This window comes from Arthrobacter sp. FX8 (assembly GCF_026723805.1).
In the GTDB taxonomy this organism is placed as follows: domain Bacteria; phylum Actinomycetota; class Actinomycetes; order Actinomycetales; family Micrococcaceae; genus Arthrobacter.
This window is the reverse complement of sequence record NZ_CP113505.1, coordinates 2,315,345-2,333,395: the sequence shown is the minus strand read 5'-3', so window position 1 is coordinate 2,333,395 and position 18,051 is coordinate 2,315,345. Positions and strand designations below refer to the sequence as shown.

The window sequence follows — 18,051 nt, the reverse complement described above, 5'->3', positions numbered from 1 at the left end:
AACTTTCGTGAAGACGGGCGCGGACCTGCCGCCCGGGGCAGGCGAGCAGGTCCGCGAACAGGAAGGGGAGTGAAGGAAAGCGGTCGAACGCGGATCAGGCCGTGGCGGCGCCGGTCATGATGGCCACCGCGTCGGTCATGCTGTGCGACTTCGGGGTGATCGTGGCGGCGCATTTGCCGAGACGCTGGATGTGGATCCTGTCGGCAACGTCAAACACGTGCGGCATGTTGTGGCTGATCAGGATGACTGGAAGGCCGCGGTCCCGCAGATCCCGGACCAGCTGGAGGACCTGGTTCGACTCCCGCACGCCCAGTGCCGCGGTTGGCTCGTCGAGCACCACCACCTTGGAACCGAACGCTGCTGCCCTTGCCACAGCCACGGCCTGGCGCTGTCCGCCGGAGAGGTTCTCCACTGGGACGGTGACATCCTGAAGGGTTGAAATTCCGAGGCGGGTGAGCTCCTCCTTCGCCTTACGGCGCATCCCCTTGGTGTCCAGGACCCTGAAGATGGACCCGAGCGGTCCGGCCACCCGTTCCTCCCGGCCCAGGAACAGGTTCGAGGCCACGTCCAGGGCCGGCGAGACCGCCAGGTTCTGGTAGACCGTTTCGATTCCATGCGCGCGGGCATCCTGCGGACGCTTGAAGTGCACCGGCTGGCCGGAGACCAGGAGCTCGCCCGAGTCCGGAACCTCGGCCCCGGTGAGGCACTTGATGAGGGTGGACTTGCCGGCGCCGTTGTCGCCGATGATGGCCAGCACTTCGCCCGGATACAGCTCAAGGCTGACACCGTCAAGGCCAACCACCTTGCCGAAGGTCTTGACGAGGTTCCGCGCCTGGAGGATCGGCTGCCGGGTTTCGGTCTTGGGGGATTCAATGCCGGTGGAGGTCATGACTTCACCTTTCGGATCCACTGGTCGATCGACACAGCGATGATGATGAGGACGCCGACGGCGAGGGTTTGGAACAGCACGTCCAGCCCGGCCAGGGAAAGCCCGTTGCGGAAAACGCCCACGATCAGCGCACCGAGGAGGGATCCCCAGACGGAGCCGCGGCCGCCGAAGAGGCTGGTCCCGCCAATCACGACGGCGGTAATGGAGTCCAGGTTCAGGTCCACCCCGGCGTTGGGGCTTGCTGCGTTGGTACGCCCGATCTGGATCCAGGCTCCAATCGCCAGCACCGCGCCGGCCGCGAGGTAGACGCTCATCAGGACGCGGTTGACGGGGATACCGGCCAGGCGGGCGGCTTCCTTGTCATCGCCGACTGCGTACACGTGCCGCCCCCACGCCGTCTTGCCCAGGATGAAGGCGACCGCCACATAGAGCAGGAGCATCATGACCACGCCGGTGGAGATACGAACGGGCCCAACGGGGAACGTGCTGCCCATCCAGGTCAGGAGCCCCGGCATGCTCGAGCCACGGACCGTGGAGCCGCCCGAGTAGAGCAGGGTCAGGGCGATGAAGATGTTCAGGGTTCCCAGCGTCACGATGAATGGAGGGAGCCGGAACCTGGTCACCAGGAAGCCGTTGACAGCCCCGGCGGCAAGTCCGACGACGAGCCCCGCCACCAGTGCGATGGGTCCCGGCATGCCGTTGTTCACAGCCAACTGCGCCACCACCATGGAGGCCAGGATCATCACGGCGCCCACGGAAAGGTCGATTCCGGCGGTGAGGATGATGAGGGTCTGGGCGATGGCCAGGGTTCCGACGACGGACACCTGCTGGGTGATCAGGGACAGGTTCTCGAACCGCAGGAAGCGGTCATTGAGCAGGCCGAACACCACCACCGCCACAATCAGGACGATGGCCGGGCTCAGTGCCGGGTAGCGGTGCAGCACATTGCGGATGCGGCTAAGGGGAGTTTGGCGGTCGAGGAATTCCTCGGCCAGGTCGGTGGGCCCGGTAACCGGCGGGCCTGCGGTTTGTTGCTGGGTCATCGTTGCTCCTGTCACAGTTCCGGCTTACTTGCCCCAGCAGATCTGGGTGGCGTCCGTGGTCGTGATGCTCTTGACGCCGTCAGCCGCCTTGTCGGTGACCAGTTCGACGCCGGTGTTGAAGAAGTCCAGGCCGGCAGAGTTTTCGGGCTTCTTGCCGGTCTTGGCGAGGTCCACGATTGCCTTGACGCCCAGTTCGGCCATCTTGACCGGGTACTGCTGCGCGGTGGCACCGATGATGCCGGACTTGACGTTGTTCACGCCCGCGCAACCGCCATCAACGGAGACCACCAGCACGTCCTTTTCCTTACCTGCAGACTTCAGGGCTTCAAACGCGCCCGCGGCGGCCGGTTCGTTGATGGTGTAGACGACGTTGATGTTCGGATTCTTGGAGAGCAGCGTTTCCATGGCGGTTCGGCCACCGTCCTCGGCGCCCTGCGAAGCCTGGTTGCCCACGATCTCGTACTCGCCGCCCTTGCCGCCGGTGTACTTTCCGGTCTTGGCTTCGTCGCCGTTCTTCTTCTTGTCGGCGGTGTCAACGCCCAGGCCGGTCAGGAAGCCCTGGTCGCGGTTGTAGTCAACCGAGACAACCTTGTCGTCGAAGAGGTCGATCAGCGCGATGGTGGCCTTCTTGCCGCCCAGCTGCGCCGCGGTCCACTTGCCGATCAGCTCGCCGGCGGCGAAGTTGTCGGTTGCGAAGGTGATGTCGGCGGCATCGGCCGGGTCCGGCGGGGTGTCCAGTGCGATGACGAACAGCCCGGCGTCCTTCGCCTTCTTCAGGGCGTCGACGACGGACGGGCCGTTGGGCGTGATGAGGATGCCTTTGTCGCCCTTGGAGATGGCGTTTTCGATTGCCTGGATCTGGGTGTCTTCGTCGCCGTCGGCCTTTCCTGCCGCGAGCTTGAGGTCGATGCCGTCCGTAGCAGCCGCCTTCTTCGCACCCTCCTGCATGGAGACGAAGAACGGGTTCGACGTGGTCTTCACGATCAGTGAGACACCGATTTTCTCCGAGGAAGTACCGTCGGTGGAGCCTGTTGCGGAAGAGTTGCCCCCGCAGGCCGAGAGGCTGAGGGCGCCCAGGGTCAGGACTGCGCCGATGGCGAGGGAACGAGTAACAGTGTGCCGCGGGGTTTTGGAACTCAACATTGAATCTCCTGGTCTCAGGGCACTTAGCGTGCCTGACAACGATGTCATCGCTCATGTAATCAATGTCACAGGGTAGAGTCAAGTGTGAATCAATGATGAAGAGCGAGGTATTGACAACGATGTCTAATCGTTACCAGTCCGAGGTCAGCACGAACCGACCCACCATGCGCCATGTGGCCGCCTTGGCTGGCGTTGGGATCAAGACTGTTTCCCGGGTGATGAATGACGAGCCCGGCGTTTCGGAGGCCACGCGCCAGCGTGTCCTGGGAGCTTCCCAGCAGTTGCACTACCAATTGGACATGGCGGCGGGGAGCCTGCGTCGCGCCGGCCGAAAGACCTTGTCCATCGGGTTGCTGCTGCCCAGCGTTGCCAACCCTTTCAGCAGCGAAATCCACCGCGCACTGGAAGACGCCCTCGCCGAGCGCGGAATCGCCGTGTTCGCTGCAAGCCTCGACGACGACCCCGAGCGGGAGAAGGCCCTGGTGGGAGCGTTCCTCGGGCGCAGGGTGGATGGCATGGTCCTGACACCCATTGCCAGGAGCCAGGCCTACGTCATCCCCGAGCACTCCCGGGACCTGCCCCTCGTCTTCATCGACCGCGAGCCGGTGGGGATCGAGGCCGACGCTGTGGTAACCGACAACGCTGCCGGCTCTGCGCGGGCTGCAGCCCATCTCCTCCAGCACGGCCATACCAAACTTGCCTACCTGGGTGACCGCCCTGATATCCAGACTGCCCGCGATCGCCGCAGGGGCTTCATGGAAGAACTCGGCCGGGCGGGCGTCGCCACCGGTTCTGTTCCGGTTCGCGATGGCCTGCACGACGAAGAATCAGCGCGGCTCGCTGCCCACGAACTCCTCGCGTCCGACAACCCGCCTACTGCCATCTTCTCCAGCCAGAACCTCGTGACGTTCGGCGTCATGAGGGCACTGCGTGAACGGGGAGCCAGCCACCGGGTGGCGTTGGTGGGCTTCGACGACTTCACACTCGCCGACATGATGGACCCGGGCATCACCGTCATCGCACAGCATCCTGACCGGATCGGGAAGCTCGCCGCTGAGCGGTTGCTCGCCCGCATGGACGGCGACGACAGTGCTCCCCAGGCTTATGTTGTCCCCTCGGAACTGATCGTGCGCGGCTCGGGCGAGCTGCCGCCGTCGAACTGACCCACCACAGAAAGAAGGAAATCCATGACCAAAACACTGTATGCAGAATTCACCGTCAAGCCCGGAAGCGAAGGACGCGTCGCGGAGATGATGCGGGAACTGACGGAGCGCGTTCGCCGCGAGCCGGGCAACGAACATTTCCTTCCGTATACCCGGGAGTCCAACCCGCGTGAGTACTTCGTATTCGAGGTGTACCGGGACGACGACGCTTTCCAGGAGCACATCACCGCCGAATACGGAGCCACATTCAATGCCGAGCTGGCGCGGCACATCGAAGAGGACGGGTCGGTCCTGACCTGGCTGCAGCCGGTGGAATAGTTTCGCTGGGGGCTTCAGCATGCCCAGCCACCGGATGCCGCCGGCTGGGCATGCTGAAGCCTGCTTTCTCAGCCCCGGGCCTTCCCTCCGGCGTTGACCGCCTTGAGGGACGCCAGGAACATGGCCTGTTTCATCGGTGTGACGGTGAGCGACTTCAACTGCGCAACGCCGCCCTCGGCGAACAGCGCTACCTCCTTGGCTCCGTCCGCAGGGAAGACCTGATCGGTGATTGTCCGCAGTCCGCCTTGGGCGAAGACTTCCACCGAGGACCTGTCCACGTAGATCCGGAGGGTCACATTTCCCTGGGCATCCACGCTGACCGGTGCCGAATCGACCGAGGCAAACAGCGGATGGAAGCCGACATTGCCCGAATTCGCGCGATCGACATAGACCTCTTTTGTGGCGGCGTCGTAACCGACGGCTGTGGACGATGATCCGTTTCCGAAGAGGGTGATCCCGGACTTGGCCGCAGTGCCGGGAGCGAAGGTCACATCGATCCGCTGCACATCCCCCGACGCCGCGGAAGGCAGGGCATGCGTTCCGGGAGTGATGGTCCCGCCTGCGGTATTCCGGTAACTGGGCGCAGAGGCCAGCCCGTCCACCTGCTTCACTGCCTGCTGCGTCAGCCGCGGGCCGTCCGGCGTTTGCGTCAGGCCGATCTCGCGGGGCAGCGACATCGCGCTGCGCCATGGGAAAGTGGGAATGCTGTTGGCGTAGTCCCAGTTGTTCATCCAGCCGAGCATGACCCGCTTATCTTCGGGCATGTTGCCGAAGGAAACCGAGGCATAGTAGTCGCGGCCATAGTCCAGCCAGTCATAACTGTTGATGCGCGGCCGGGCCGGCTGCGGGGAAGCGGTGAACTCGTCGGCCAGGATGTGTCCCCAGCCGAACCGGTTGTTGTCCACGACCCTGATCTGCGCTTGGCGGCCGCGGAATTCCGCCACGTTCCACGACGCCCAGTCCAGCACCTCACTGTTCGCGCCGGTAGCTGTGCGCACCACCTCGCCATCCACCACCAGGTTCACTGTGGTTTCGTCCGAGCGCGGCACCGCAGCCTGGTCGGTCAGCATGACATGGTCAGCGGTGAGGTGCCCCCAACCGCCGGTCGCCTGGTCAACGATTCGAAGCCGGGCCTGCTTGCCCGCGAATTCGGAGACATCCCAGCCCTTCCAGTTGAGCGCGCCGGCGTCGTCCCCGGCAAGGGTGCGCACCACGTTCCCGTCCACCAGCAACTGGGCCTCCAGTACTTGCCCGGAGTCCGGGGAACGGTGCCCGCCGCCCACCAGCATGCTCACAAAGTTCCGGGAGAGCGTGAACTCGGGGGAGGTCAGGCTGCCTTGCCGGTCGTCACCCGGGGCCGCGCCTGTTTCGAAGGTGTTGATGCGTTTAGCGCCGATGTAGTAGTCGCCTCCCGTCGTGGCGGGCTGATACGACGGCGCGAGGTCGCCCGTGCCGGTCCAGCCGGCGTCGGCGAGGGTAGTGCCGTCCGGGACCTCGAAGCCATTGAACAGCAGGTCTCCCGGCGGCGGCGTATTGTCCAGCTTGTCGGAGACCCGCGGATGCTGGCCTCCACCCACCAGGAAGTTGATGTAGTCGCTGTCTACGGTAAAGCCAGGCGAGGACATGGACCCCAGGGGCCAGTCGCCGTCGTTGAAGGAATTTATCAAGCCCGCGCCTACGAACCCGCCAACGAGGTTTTGGCCCGGCAGGGTTCCGGCTGCCGGAGCGTCAGTGAAGGGTCCGTTCTTCCAGTTGCCGGGTTCATTGCTCACGGCCCACCCGTTGTATGTGCCGTCGTTGAATCCCGCCACGGGGGTTCCAGGGGGTAGCGCATCGCTGGGTTTCGTGGTCTCCGAGGTAAACGTGACGCCATCGAAGCTGCCCACGAAGTACTGACCCGCCGAGCCGCCAGCCACCCCGCCGGGATTGATATTGACCACCATGACCCATTTGACGTTGTTCGGGTCTCCGTCAACGGCCAGCGGGAAGAGGTCGGGGCATTCCCACAGTCCGCCCGTGGCATTGGCGGGCCCGAATTCGCTCAGGGCCGTCCAGTCCTTGAGGTTGGTCGACTTGTAAAGCAGTACTTTGTGGTCCAGGGCCTCAACGGCCGCCATCACCCAGTAGCCGCCTTCGGCAGTGCTGTACCAAAACACCTTTGGGTCCCGGAAGTTGGCGGAGTTCCGGTTCAGGACCGGGTCCGCGCTGTATTTGGTCCAGGTTTGTCCGTCATCAAGGCTGTAGGCCAGCGACTGGGCCTGGAGCCCGCGGTGCGGCGAGGCATCTTTGTAGGCACTGGTGTAAATCGCAATCAGCGGCGGGTTCTCCGTAGTCCCCAGACCGGATGTATTGTTCTTGTCCACCACAACGCTGCCCGAGAACACGTCCTCCTGGGTATCCGTGGAAATGGCGAGCGGCTGCTCCTGCCAATGAACGAGGTCAGTGGAGGTGGCATGTCCCCAGGACATGTTGCCCCAGGTGTTTCCGGACGGGTTGTGCTGGAAGAAAAGATGGTAGATCCCTTTGTGGTAGACCATTCCGTTGGGATCGTTCATCCAGTTCTTGGCCGGCGAGAAATGGTACGCCGGCCTGTAGGTTTCCTGGCCCAAAGTGCTGCCCGTGGTGGGCCCGGGGGAGGATTCCCGTCCGACTTCCCTGCAATCGCAGGTCCGGCGCCGGCCAACGCTCCGGTCAATATCAAACCCGTCAGCGTCAGGGCCGAAAGGAGCCGCGTGCTTCCCTTTTGTTTTCTGTGCATTTTGAGGTCGCCCTTCATCGCGCGTTCAGTTAGACAACGATGTCAATACGTGACGGAGCGTAGGTTAAGTCCACGAGACAAGTCAACGAACTCCCGCGGCCGGGCATCGGTAAGGACCTGGCTGCTTTCGAGCCCGTCTGACCGGCACGGCGCTCGACACCGTTGTCATGACAGCGGGCAAGAGGTGGGAACGGACCTGCAGAACCAGCCCCAGCCGGCCTGCGGCAACGGTTGTTGGCTGCGCCGAACGCCCTTCCGGGCTACCGCAAACTTTCGGTGCGCGCCCTAGGCTTGAGGTATGCCCCCATCACGCCATCCGGCGGAACTGAGCCCGAAGAGCGAACCCCACCGGCGGCTTGCCATACGGCCTTACGCCCGCGCCGTGGCCCAGGTCTTGCGGGTCAGTTTCCGTGCATCCCCGGGCGCGGTGATCATGAAGGTGCTCGGCTCGCTGATCTCGGCCGTTCTTCCCCTGGTCACCACCTACTTTGCGTCCCTCACCACCACCGCGCTGGCCGCAGCCTACGCGGGCGACGCCGGAGCCGGACGCGTTGCGATCGTCTACGTCATTGTCACCGCGGCGCTGGGACTCTTCTGGGGCGCCTTCAACAGCGTTGACCGGTACATCCAGCAGTTGATGAGCTTCAAGGTGGGCGCCATTGTGGGCGACCAGATGTATCAGCGCTTCCTCGCCCTCGAATTCTGGCGCTATGACGACAAAGAGACCGTGGACCTCTACGACCGCGCCAAACGGTTCTCCGACTCCTATGCAAGGGTCCTGGACCGCATTGCCGCTATCTTTACGCAGCTCATCTCGGTCATCCTGGCCATCGGCGCCCTGCTGTTGGTCAGCTGGTGGATCGCCGTGATCGTCCTGGTGGCGATCGTGCCCAGCGTGTACCTGCAGTTCAAGCTGTCCAGGGAACAGATTGCGCACTGGAACACGCAGGTGGACTCACGCCGCCAACGCCGGATGATTGAAACCAACCTCCTCCGGCCGCAGCACATTGCCGAGATGCGGCTGTATGGCATTGTCGGTTTCCTCATGGACCTACGCTCCCGGCTTCGGGACGCAGACGAGCGGCGGCGCCTTGACTACCAGCGGCGCTACATCCCCAAGCAGCTGGCCGCCGATGCACTCCAGTACGGTGCGGAGGTGGTGTCGCTGATCTGGGTGGTGGGTCAGATCATTGCCCGCGCCCAGCCCGTGGGCCAGTTCCTCTATGTGCAGCAGATCGTCAGCCGCGCCCTGTCCACCGCAAACAACCTGGTGTCCTCCTTGAGCTCCATTGATGAAGACCTCGCCAACCTGAAGGACTACGAGTTGTTCATGGCAATGCCGGTTCACTCGGAGCACGCGCCGCCGTTGCTGGCAGCGCCGAAGGAAGTCGAGCTGAAGGACATCCGCTTCACGTACACCGGCAGTGACATCGAAGTGATCAGGGGCATCAGCCTGACCATCCGCCAAGGCCAGCACATTGCCATCGTGGGGGAGAACGGTGCCGGCAAGTCCACGCTGATCCGCATCCTGGCCGGCCTTTACCGTCCGGACTCCGGCCAGGTGCTGCTCGACGGCGTGGACCTCGCCGCCGTTGACGTCACCTCCTGGCACCGCCACCTGGCGGTGCTGAGCCAGGAGTTCCTGAAATACGAGTTTGCCACCGCGGCGGAGAACATCTACTTCGGCGACGTTGACTCGCCGCGGGACGATGACCGCATCCGCAAGGCGGCCGCGGATGCCGAGGCGCTCGACTTCATCAATAAGCTGCCCAACGGCCTGGACAACCACGTCAGCAACTGGATGGAGGACCCGCGCGGCCGGAAGGGCAGCGGCCTTTCCGGCGGCCAGTGGCAGCGCCTTGCCATGGCCAGGAACTTCTACCGGGACGCGTCCTTCATGGTAATGGACGAGCCCACCTCCGCCATTGATGCCCTGGCCGAACACCGCATCTTCACCCGGCTCTTCGCGGACCGCAGCAGCACCATCATCGCCATCAGCCACCGGCTTGCCACCATCGAGAAAGCCGACATCGTGTACATGCTGGAGGACGGCGAAATCGTGGAGCAGGGCACGCACAAGGAACTGGTGGCCCTGCGCGGCAGGTACTTCAGGATGTTCGAATCCCAGCTGACGGTAGAGGAACCTACAGCAAACTAGGCCTCCAGTACGGTGGTGCGCACCCTCGCGACACTGGGCTTGGGCGGGACGCTGCTGAAACCGAAGGTCACGGCGGGCCGGATGGGGGCCAGCGCGCCGGCGTCGGCGCCTTCCCATGAAACGACGGCGGAGGTCACGTGGTGCAGGTCCGTCACCCCGTAAAACTCTGCCCTGCCGCTGCCCGCCGTGCCGTAGGTGCGGGCACCGCGGGCTGCCAGGGCGGCCAGCGGACTGACTGCGGAGAGCCAGCGTGGATGGACTGCAAGTCGCCTGGGAAGTGCCTTCAGCGCGGAACCGAGGTAGGTCCTCGCCCCGGTGACTGCCTGGATTGCCAGCGGCCCGGCGTCGACCGCCAACGCGCCGCCGGACAGTCCGGCAGCAACGTCCACCATGCGCACCTCATCAAAGCTGTAGGTCGACGCTATGAAGCCGGCAACGTCGGCGGACGGCGCAAGCAGCAGGCGGTGACCTGAGGGTTCCTGCACCATGACGTCCGAGAAGGTCCCGAAAGGGGACTCCTGCCACATGCCAACCACCGCGCGCAGTCCGGATGTGGTGCCAATGCCGGCGATGTGCCCGTCGAAGATCCAGCGTCTGCCCATCATGCCACTGTAGCCACCGGCCGGGACCAACGGGGCTGCTGGGATAACCTAGAGCAGTGACTTATGAGATCGAGATCGGCCGTGGCAAGCGTGGGCGTCGTGCCTACTCCCTGGATGACATTGCAATCGTCCCCAACCGTCGCACCCGCGACCCCAAGGACGTTTCCGTCTCCTGGCAGATCGACGCCTACCAGTTCGACATGCCGGTGATCGCGGCCCCGATGGACTCCGCCATGTCACCGGCAACGGCCATCGCGCTGGGCAAGCTGGGCGGCCTGGGCGTCCTTGACCTCGAGGGACTCTGGACCCGGTACGAGGATCCGCAGTCTGTTCTGGATGAAATCGCTGCGCTCCAGGACGAAACCAACAGCCCAGCCGTCACTGGCAGGATGCAGGAGCTGTACCGGGCGCCCATCCAGCCGGAACTCATCACGTCCCGCCTGGCCGAGATCCGCGAGGCCGGCGTCACCGTGGCCGGATCGCTCACCCCGCAGCGCACCCAGGAGCACTACAAGACGGTCGTGGCCGCAGGCGTCGACATCTTCGTCATCCGGGGCACTACCGTCTCCGCCGAGCATGTCTCCAAGAACCACGAACCGCTGAACCTGAAGCAGTTCATCTACGAACTCGACGTCCCCGTCATCGTGGGCGGGGCGGCCGGCTACACCCCGGCGCTGCACCTCATGCGGACCGGCGCGGCTGGTGTGCTGGTGGGCTTCGGGGGCGGCGCAACCACCACCACGCGGCGCGCCCTGGGCATCCACTCGCCCATGGCGTCAGCCATTTCCGACGTCGCGGCCGCCCGCCGGGACTACATGGACGAGTCCGGCGGCCGCTACGTGCACGTCATTGCCGACGGCGGCATGGGCACCTCGGGTGACATCGTCAAGGCCATCGCCATGGGCGCCGACGCCGTCATGCTGGGCAGCGCGCTGGCGCGCGCCGAAGAGGCACCCGGCAAGGGCTGGCACTGGGGCCAGGAGGCGCACCACCTGGAACTGCCGCGCGGTGACCGCGCCAACGTCGGCACCGTGGGTCCGCTGGAGGAAGTCCTCTTCGGGCCCGGCCACCACACCAACGGCACGTCCAACCTCATTGGTGCGCTGCGCCGCTCCATGGCGACCACCGGTTATTCGGACCTCAAGGAATTCCAGCGGGTCGACGTCGTCGTATCGCCCTACGCAGGGAACTGACGCGTTGGACGGGGCAGGGTGGGCGCCGCCCACCCTGCCCAAAGCACGCCGCCAGCAAGTAGTGTGGGTTTACAACCGGCACTAGAGGCACTGGAGGCGTTCAATGAAGAGTGTTCCTGCAAACGGCGGAGCCCTTGGCCCCGAAGCCAGGGAAGCATCCATCCAGCGGTTGCGCGCCACGTCCGAACCGGGCCGGGAACTGGACATCCTGATCGTCGGCGGCGGCATCGTCGGAGCGGGAGCCGCTTTGGACGCCGTGACCCGGGGGCTGAGCGTTGGCATCGTCGAGGCAAGCGACTGGGCTGCCGGCACGTCGTCACGGTCTTCGAAACTCATCCACGGCGGCCTGCGGTACCTGGAGATGCTCGACTTCGCCCTGGTCAAGGAGGCCCTGCAGGAACGCGGGCTGCTGCTCTCCGAAATCGCCCCGCACCTTGCCCGCCCGGTGCCCTTCCTGTATCCGCTCACCAAGCCCTTTATCGAGCGGCCTTACGTGGGCGCCGGCATCGCGCTCTATGACCTCATGTCCATCTCCAGCGGACACAGCCGCGGCGTGCCGTTCCACAAGCACCTGAGCAAGCGCGGCACCCTGCGCGCCGCCCCCAGCCTGAAGAATGATGCCTTCGTGGGATCCATCCGGTACTACGACGGACAGGTGGACGACGCCAAATACGTGGCAAACCTGGTGCGTACCGCTGCGTACTACGGCGCCCACGCCGTGAACCAGATGGCGGTGGTGGACTTCCTGCGCGAGGGCGAGCGGGTGGTCGGAGCCAAGGTGGAGAACCATGAGGACGGGACGCAATTCAGCATCCGGGCCAAGCAGGTCATCAACGCCACCGGAGTCTGGACGGACGAAACCCAGGCCATGGTGACCGACCGGGGCCAGTTGAAGGTCCGTGCCTCCAAGGGCATCCACCTGGTGGTTCCCCGCGACCGCTTCCAATCCACCGTGGGCCTGATCCTGCGCACGGAAAAGTCGGTGCTCTTTGTCATCCCGTGGGGACGGCACTGGATCATCGGCACCACGGACACCGACTGGCACCTGGACAAGGCCCACCCCGCGGCCTCAAGCAAGGACATCGACTACGTCCTGGAGCACGTCAACCAGGTGCTCAAGCGCCCGCTGACCAGGGAGGACGTTGAAGGGGTCTATGCCGGACTCCGGCCGCTGCTTGCCGGTGAAAACGATTCAACCGCCAAGCTGTCCCGCGAGCACGTTGTGGCACACCCTGTCCCCGGCCTGGTGGTGGTGGCCGGCGGCAAGTGGACCACCTACCGGGTCATGGCCAAGGATGCGGTGGACGAGGCCACCCGCACCATGGACGAACGGGTCCCGCCGAGCTGCACGGAAACCATCCCGCTGCTGGGCGCCAGCGGCTTCCGTGCGGCCTGGAACCGCCGGAACCGCACCGCGGAGGAATCCGGGGTCCATGTGGCACGGATCGAGCACCTGCTCAACCGGTACGGCTCCATGACGCCCGAGGTGCTGGCCATCATCGAGCAGAACAAGGAACTTGCCGAGCCCATCCCGGGAGCGGATGACTACCTGCAGGCGGAGGCGGTCTATGCCGCAACCCATGAAGGGGCCCGCCACGTGCAGGACGTCCTGACCCGGCGGACGCGCATTTCCATCGAGGCCTGGGACCGCGGCGTGTCCGCTGCCCCTGTTGTCGCTAAACTGATGGGTGACGTCCTTGGCTGGAGTGACGCGCAGCGTGAAAACGAGGTCCGCCACTACATTGCCCGCGTGGAAGCCGAACGCCTCAGCCAGCAACAGCCGGACGACGAATCCGCAGACGCCGCCCGCCTGGGCGCGGAAAACATCGTGCCCTTGCGCTGAGGGGCCGTTCGCCCTGCACTGCTGACAGAAGGGATACGCCTTGGCGGAACCACTGGACCCGTATGACGCCCACCTCACCACTGCCGACATGGTGATCCTGGAAATGGAAGCGAAGGACAAGACCGACGCCACCACCCAGTTGGCGGAACGGCTGCACGCAGCCGGGCGGATCTCGGATCTTGACGGGTTCCTGAAGAACGTCAATGCCCGCGAGCACCAGCTTGCCACGGGGCTCCCGGGCGGCATCGGGCTGCCGCATGCGCGCAGCGAGTTCGTCTCCCAGACCTCGATCGCGGTGGGGATCGCCAAGTACGGCCATGCCCTGGACTTCGGCGCCGCCGACGGTCCGGCCACGGTGATCCTGCTGATTGCCACCCCCGCCAGTTCCTTTTCCGACCACCTGGAAGTGCTGGCCACCCTGGCACGGTCGCTTTCCAAGGAATCCTTCCGCGAATCGCTGCGGCGCGCCTACGACGCCGAAGTGATCGCCGAACTCATCAACTCCAGCCTGGTGTTCTTCGACCACTAGGAACGCCCGGACCAGCATCCGGCCAGGGCCGGCTCCTCCCTGGGGCGGCCGGCGCCGGCGTTTAGTTGTTCTACAGAAGTACGAAGTACGGTTAAGACGTGTGGAAAACAGCCCTTAAACCCCGATGGATCGCAGGCTTTATCTTCGCGATCGCGCTCTCCGGGGTCTTCGTGCTGTTGAGCCAATGGCAGTTCGGACGCTCCACCCAACCCGAAGTGCCGGTCAATCCGGCCACCGAACAGGTCCAGCCGCTGACAAGCACGCTCCAGCCTGGCGAGTTCTTCCACGGCAGCGTCGCGGACCAGATGGTCACCGCCCAGGGAACGTACAGCGCTGACAAGCAGGTCCTGGTTCCGGGCCGGCTTCACGACGGCAAAAGCGGCTACTGGGTGGTGTCGGCCTTCGCCGTCAACGGCGCGCCCACACTGACGGGAGCCGCCGCAACACCGCAGACCTGGATCCCGGTGGCCCGCGGGTGGGTGGCTGACCCGCGGGACGCGGCAGCACCGCCGTCGGGCCCGGTTGAACTGACCGGACGGCTGCTGCCGTCCGAGGCGCCGGTGGCCGGAAAGGCGCCAAAGCCGGGGGAGGCGTCGGCGGTTTCCGTGGCCGAGCTCATCAACTACTGGGACGTGAGCAGCTACCCGGGCTTCGTCTCGGCCACCGCAGAGGTGGTGGGCGGCCAGGACGTGAGTGCCGCGGCCGTACCCGGCAACCTCTTGCCGCTGGACATCGGCCCCCAGCCGCCGGCACAGCACATCAACTGGCTCAACCTCTTCTACTCCATCGAGTGGGTCGTCTTCGCCGGCTTTGCCCTCTTCATCTGGTGGCGGCTGGTCAAGGACGACTACCACCGGGACCTCGAGGAGGCCCTCGATGACGCCGAAGGTTCCGAGCAGGACGAACCGCACGAACCGCACCAGCTTCCCCCGCACCAGCCTGACCAGCACCAGCAGCCTGACCAGTCCCAGCAGAAGGTACAGCCATGATTGATCCGAAACCGGCCACCCCGTCCCCGCAGGCTCCCGGCGGCAAGACGTCCGGCAGGAAGCGCCGCTTCGGCGGCACCGAGGCCCAGATCCGGTCGGCCCTGAAGTTCTATAAGGTCATGGCCTACCTCACCGGCACCATGCTGCTCCTGCTGTGCGCTGAACTCGTGGCCCGGTACGGCTTCGGGCAGTACCTGTTCGCCGGCGGCACCAACGCCGTGACCGGCCAGCCGTTCGGTTTCGGGTTCGCGGACGCCGAGCCGCCGGGAGTACTGAACGGCGTGAACGTCTCCGTTACGGTCCTGATCGTGCACGGCTGGATGTACGTCGTCTACCTGATCTCCAACTTCCGCTTGTGGTCCCTCATGCGCTGGCCCTTCCTGAAGCTGGTCCTGCTGGCCCTTGGCGGCGTGGTGCCGTTCCTGTCCTTCATCGTCGAGAAGAAGTTCCACGCCGAGGCGGAGGCCGAACTCGCTGCCAACCCGCAGGCTCCGCAGCGGTACTAGCTGTACTGCCCAGGGACGTTGGTTCGGTGAATGTGATGACTCGCTGGAGTCGTTGAGCCAAAGGTGAGGACCTCCGGTTGCACAGTGGAGTTGCTTAGACAACCGCTGCAGCGACCAGGAGGTCCTCATGTCCCACGCTAATGCCGCTTTGACTCCGCGCCAACGTTTACGCGTCGCGCGTCTGGTCGTTGACCACGGCTGGCCGGTATCCCGGGCTGCCGAGCAGTTCAACTGCTCCTGGCCGACCGCGAAACGGTGGGCGGCCCGTTACGCCGCGATGGGTGAGGCCGGTATGGCTGATAGGTCCTCCCGCCCGTACCGGGTGGCCAACCGGACGCCGCAGCAGCTGGTGCGCAAAGTTGTGCACCTGCGCTGGAAGCAACGGCTGGGACCGGTCGCGATCGGGGCGAAGCTGGCCATGCCGGCCTCGACCGTGCACGCGGTCCTGGTCCGGTGCCGGCTGAACCGCCTGCATCACGTGGACAAGCGCACCGGAGAAGTCATCCGCCGCTATGAGCACGTGACTCCCGGAGCGATGATCCATGTGGATGTGAAGAAGCTCGGCAACATCCCCGACGGCGGCGGCTGGCGCTACGTCGGGCGGCAGCAAGGCAAGCAGAACCGTGCTGCGACTCCGTCAAAGCCGCGCAGCAGACACCGTAGCCCGCTGATCGGGACCGCCTACGTACACACGGTCATTGACGACAATTCACGGGTCGCCTACGCGGAGATCCATGACGATGAAACAGCGGCCACCGCAGTAGCAGTCCTGCAAAGGGCTGTGTCCTGGTTCGCTGCCCGCGGCGTCACCGTGGAACGGGTTCTCTCTGACAACGGGGCGGCCTACAAATCACATCTCTGGCGGGACACCTGCCAAGAACTGGGGATCACGGCAAAGAAGACCCGGCCATATCGCCCGCAGACCAACGGCAAGATCGAACGCTTCCACAGAACCCTTGCCGACGGGTGGGCCTTCAAGCGCTTCTACGCCACGGAATCAGCCCGCAGAAACGCCCTCCCGGCATGGCTGCACCACTACAATCACCACAGGCCCCACACCGCAATCGGAGGCCACCCGCCCATCAGCCGCTTAACCAACCTGCCTGGGCAGTACAACTAGCCCTCCGGGCTGCCGGCCGCTGAGGTGCCTGGCCCCTCGCGGCGGCCGCCCGCCGTCGTACGTCTGCTCCGTCACAGCACGGCGTCTCAAGGTGCGCCGGTGCAACGGCGCCAAGTAGGCTATTACGGTGACTACTCCCACTGCATCCCAAACTTCCCAGAAGCCGGTGCTGGTTGTTGATTACGGTGCCCAGTACGCGCAGCTGATTGCCCGCCGCGTCCGGGAAGCGAATGTGTATTCGGAAGTGGTTCCGCATACCTACACCACCGAGCAGCTCCTGGCCAAGAATCCCGCCGCCATCATCCTGTCCGGCGGACCTTCCAGCGTCTATGCCGACGGCGCCCCGAGCGTGGGTGCCGACCTCTTCGAAGCCGGCGTCCCCGTCTTTGGCATCTGCTACGGCTTCCAGGCCATGGCCAACGCCCTGGGCGGCAAGGTGGACAAGACCGGCCTGCGGGAGTACGGATCCACCGAAACCACCATCCTCGGTGACAGCCGCTCGGTGCTTGAGGGCATGCCCCAGCACCAGAAGACCTGGATGAGCCACGGCGACTCCGTCCACCAGGCGCCGGAAGGCTTCGAAGTCCTGGCGACGACGGCGGGCGCGGAGGTAGCTGCCTTCGCCAACGAGGAAAAGGGTCTCTTCGGCGTGCAGTGGCACCCGGAGGTCAAGCACTCCGCCTACGGCCAGCAGGTGCTGGAGAACTTCCTGTTCAACTGCGCCAAGCTCGAGCCCAACTGGACCACCGGCAACATCCTGGAAGAGCAGGTGGAACGCATCCGCCAGCAGGTGGGGGATGCACGGGTCATCTGCGGCCTCTCCGGCGGCGTGGACTCCGCAGTGGCGGCAGCCCTGGTCCAGCGTGCCGTAGGCGACCAGCTCACCTGCGTGTTCGTGGACCACGGACTCCTGCGTGAAGGCGAAGCGGAGCAGGTGGAGCGCGACTTCGTGGCCGCCACCGGCGTGAAGCTGTACGTCGCCAACGAACAGGAACGCTTCCTCTCGGCCCTGGCAGGCGTCAGCGATCCGGAAACCAAGCGCAAGATCATCGGCCGCGAGTTCATCCGCGCCTTTGAGGAAGCCGAACTGGCCATCATCGCCGAGGCCGCTGCCCACGGCGAGAAGATCAAGTTCCTGGTCCAGGGCACCCTGTACCCGGACGTCGTCGAATCCGGCGGCGGCGAAGGTGCCGCGAACATCAAGAGCCACCACAACGTGGGCGGCCTCCCCGAGGACCTGCAGTTCGAGCTCGTTGAGCCGCTGCGCGCCCTGTTCAAGGACGAGGTCCGCGCAGTGGGTGCCCAGCTGGGGCTGCCGCAGGAAATCGTTGGCCGCCAACCGTTCCCCGGCCCCGGCCTGGGCATCCGGATTGTCGGCGAAGTGACCAAGGAGCGGCTGGACCTGCTGCGCAAGGCAGACGCCATTGCACGCGCCGAACTCACGGCAGCCGGCCTGGACAACGAGGTCTGGCAGATGCCCGTCGTCCTGCTGGCGGACGTCCGCAGCGTGGGCGTCATGGGCGACGGCCGTACCTACGGCCACCCCATCGTGCTTCGCCCCGTCTCCTCCGAGGACGCCATGACGGCCGACTGGTCGCGGCTGCCCTACGATCTCCTGGCCCGGATCTCCGGCCGGATCACCAACGAGGTGGACGGCGTCAACCGGGTGGTCCTGGACGTCACCAGCAAGCCGCCGGGAACCATCGAATGGGAATAGCATCCTAAGTGGCCGGCCTCCGCCAGCGGGGGCCGGCCGCTGCTTTTCCCGGATGAATCCCGGCAATTTCCCGTGCTCCA

General features: G+C 65.1%; 15 protein-coding genes. 10 read left to right on the top strand and 5 right to left on the bottom strand.

The window, feature by feature from the left end:
- Window positions 1–94: 94 nt before the first annotated feature.
- Genes OUO20_RS10680 through OUO20_RS10670 form a run of 3 tightly spaced genes read right to left on the bottom strand, consistent with a single transcriptional unit; the run spans window position 95 to window position 3,075 of the window.
- Complete coding sequence (locus OUO20_RS10680; RefSeq protein ID WP_018769213.1) at window positions 95–889, bottom strand: ATP-binding cassette domain-containing protein; 795 nt, start codon at window positions 887–889, stop codon at window positions 95–97.
- Window positions 886–1,932 carry an ABC transporter permease gene (locus OUO20_RS10675; RefSeq protein ID WP_018769214.1) on the bottom strand — a complete coding sequence of 349 codons (1,047 nt, stop codon included), beginning with the start codon at window positions 1,930–1,932 and terminating at the stop codon, window positions 886–888. The genes OUO20_RS10680 and OUO20_RS10675 overlap by 4 nt, the downstream gene beginning before the upstream one ends.
- Before the next feature lie 24 nt (window positions 1,933–1,956).
- On the bottom strand, window positions 1,957–3,075 hold the full coding sequence (locus OUO20_RS10670; protein WP_268001705.1) for a substrate-binding domain-containing protein: 1,119 nt from the start codon (window positions 3,073–3,075) through the stop codon (window positions 1,957–1,959).
- 164 nt (window positions 3,076–3,239) lie between these two features.
- On the opposite strand from OUO20_RS10670, the gene OUO20_RS10665 reads away from it, so the two are divergent.
- Both OUO20_RS10665 and OUO20_RS10660 read left to right on the top strand, forming a co-directional pair.
- A complete protein-coding gene (locus tag OUO20_RS10665; protein ID WP_268003419.1) occupies window positions 3,240–4,238 on the top strand; it encodes a LacI family DNA-binding transcriptional regulator in 999 nt (332 codons plus the stop codon).
- 24 nt (window positions 4,239–4,262) lie between these two features.
- The gene (locus OUO20_RS10660) at window positions 4,263–4,556 is read left to right on the top strand and encodes a putative quinol monooxygenase (RefSeq protein WP_018769217.1); all 294 of its coding nucleotides are present in this window, start codon (window positions 4,263–4,265) and stop codon (window positions 4,554–4,556) included.
- 68 nt (window positions 4,557–4,624) lie between these two features.
- Here the strand turns inward: OUO20_RS10660 and OUO20_RS10655 are convergent, their stop codons facing one another.
- The gene (locus OUO20_RS10655) at window positions 4,625–7,111 is read right to left on the bottom strand and encodes a GH32 C-terminal domain-containing protein (RefSeq protein WP_268001704.1); all 2,487 of its coding nucleotides are present in this window, start codon (window positions 7,109–7,111) and stop codon (window positions 4,625–4,627) included.
- Between the two features lie 501 nt (window positions 7,112–7,612).
- Between OUO20_RS10655 and OUO20_RS10650 the strand changes: the two genes are divergently transcribed.
- Window positions 7,613–9,472, top strand: a complete 1,860-nt coding sequence (locus OUO20_RS10650) for an ABC transporter ATP-binding protein (RefSeq protein ID WP_056394172.1) — start codon at window positions 7,613–7,615, stop codon at window positions 9,470–9,472.
- Here OUO20_RS10650 and OUO20_RS10645 read toward each other — a convergent pair.
- Window positions 9,469–10,074 (bottom strand): hypothetical protein, encoded by a 606-nt coding sequence (locus OUO20_RS10645; protein WP_268003418.1) that lies wholly within the window; start codon window positions 10,072–10,074, stop codon window positions 9,469–9,471. The genes OUO20_RS10650 and OUO20_RS10645 overlap by 4 nt on opposite strands.
- Window positions 10,075–10,130: 56 nt before the next feature.
- On the opposite strand from OUO20_RS10645, the gene OUO20_RS10640 reads away from it, so the two are divergent.
- From OUO20_RS10640 to guaA, 7 genes are all read left to right on the top strand, one after another.
- Window positions 10,131–11,267 carry a GuaB3 family IMP dehydrogenase-related protein gene (locus OUO20_RS10640; protein ID WP_018769221.1) on the top strand — a complete coding sequence of 379 codons (1,137 nt, stop codon included), beginning with the start codon at window positions 10,131–10,133 and terminating at the stop codon, window positions 11,265–11,267.
- A 103-nt stretch (window positions 11,268–11,370) separates the two neighbouring features.
- Window positions 11,371–13,110 (top strand): glycerol-3-phosphate dehydrogenase/oxidase, encoded by a 1,740-nt coding sequence (locus OUO20_RS10635; RefSeq protein ID WP_018769222.1) that lies wholly within the window; start codon window positions 11,371–11,373, stop codon window positions 13,108–13,110.
- A 40-nt stretch (window positions 13,111–13,150) separates the two neighbouring features.
- Window positions 13,151–13,639 (top strand): PTS sugar transporter subunit IIA, encoded by a 489-nt coding sequence (locus OUO20_RS10630; protein ID WP_056394163.1) that lies wholly within the window; start codon window positions 13,151–13,153, stop codon window positions 13,637–13,639.
- Window positions 13,640–13,737: 98 nt separating this feature from the next.
- Window positions 13,738–14,628, top strand: a complete 891-nt coding sequence (locus OUO20_RS10625; RefSeq protein WP_018769224.1) for an SURF1 family protein — start codon at window positions 13,738–13,740, stop codon at window positions 14,626–14,628.
- Window positions 14,625–15,134, top strand: a complete 510-nt coding sequence (locus OUO20_RS10620; protein ID WP_018769225.1) for a DUF3817 domain-containing protein — start codon at window positions 14,625–14,627, stop codon at window positions 15,132–15,134. The genes OUO20_RS10625 and OUO20_RS10620 overlap by 4 nt, the downstream gene beginning before the upstream one ends.
- A gap of 127 nt (window positions 15,135–15,261) precedes the next feature.
- Window positions 15,262–16,254: an IS481 family transposase gene (locus OUO20_RS10615; protein WP_268001703.1), complete on the top strand. Its 993-nt coding sequence runs from the start codon at window positions 15,262–15,264 to the stop codon at window positions 16,252–16,254.
- Window positions 16,255–16,381: 127 nt separating this feature from the next.
- Window positions 16,382–17,971 carry a glutamine-hydrolyzing GMP synthase gene (guaA, locus tag OUO20_RS10610; RefSeq protein ID WP_056394155.1) on the top strand — a complete coding sequence of 530 codons (1,590 nt, stop codon included), beginning with the start codon at window positions 16,382–16,384 and terminating at the stop codon, window positions 17,969–17,971.
- The last annotated feature ends 80 nt before the right edge of the window (window positions 17,972–18,051 follow it).